Source organism: Polaromonas sp. P1_G2, from assembly GCF_056405515.1.
Genome location: NZ_JBFUBY010001425.1, coordinates 1 through 406, shown reverse-complemented (window position 1 = coordinate 406; position 406 = coordinate 1). Strand labels below are relative to the sequence as shown.

Genomic DNA, 406 nt, shown 5'->3' with positions numbered 1-406 from the left:
ATCTCAACGAGTTGGAATACAAGCTCTCGACCTGGGCGGACCGCGACGTGCAGGCCGTGGCTGGCTCGGGCGACTTCTCCAACCTGGAGCAGCCGGAAAACTTCGTCGAGTCGCTCAAGCGCGCGGCCGATCCGAAGGCCCCCGCACGGCTTGCTTTCGGCGCCCGCCTGATCGGCTACAATCTCTATATGAACTTCTCCGCCAACGGCTGGGGCGATCCCGATGCGCGTGGCCAGGCGATCCGCGAACTCGACCGCGATCTTCACTTCCGCAAGGCGGTGACCATGGCGGTCGACCGGGCCAAGCTCGGCCAGTCGCTGGTCAAGGGTCCGTTCACCTCGATCTATCCTGGCGGCCTCGCCTCGGGCAACAACTTCTATGACCGCAAGTCCACGGTCTACTATCC

The 406-nt window shown here is 63.8% G+C and carries 1 protein-coding gene; it reads left to right on the top strand.

All coding sequences use genetic code 11. The annotated features are described in order from the left end of the window. On the top strand, positions 1 to 406 hold a 406-nt coding region (locus AC1D0P_RS30895), incomplete at both ends, for a hypothetical protein (RefSeq protein WP_477680216.1).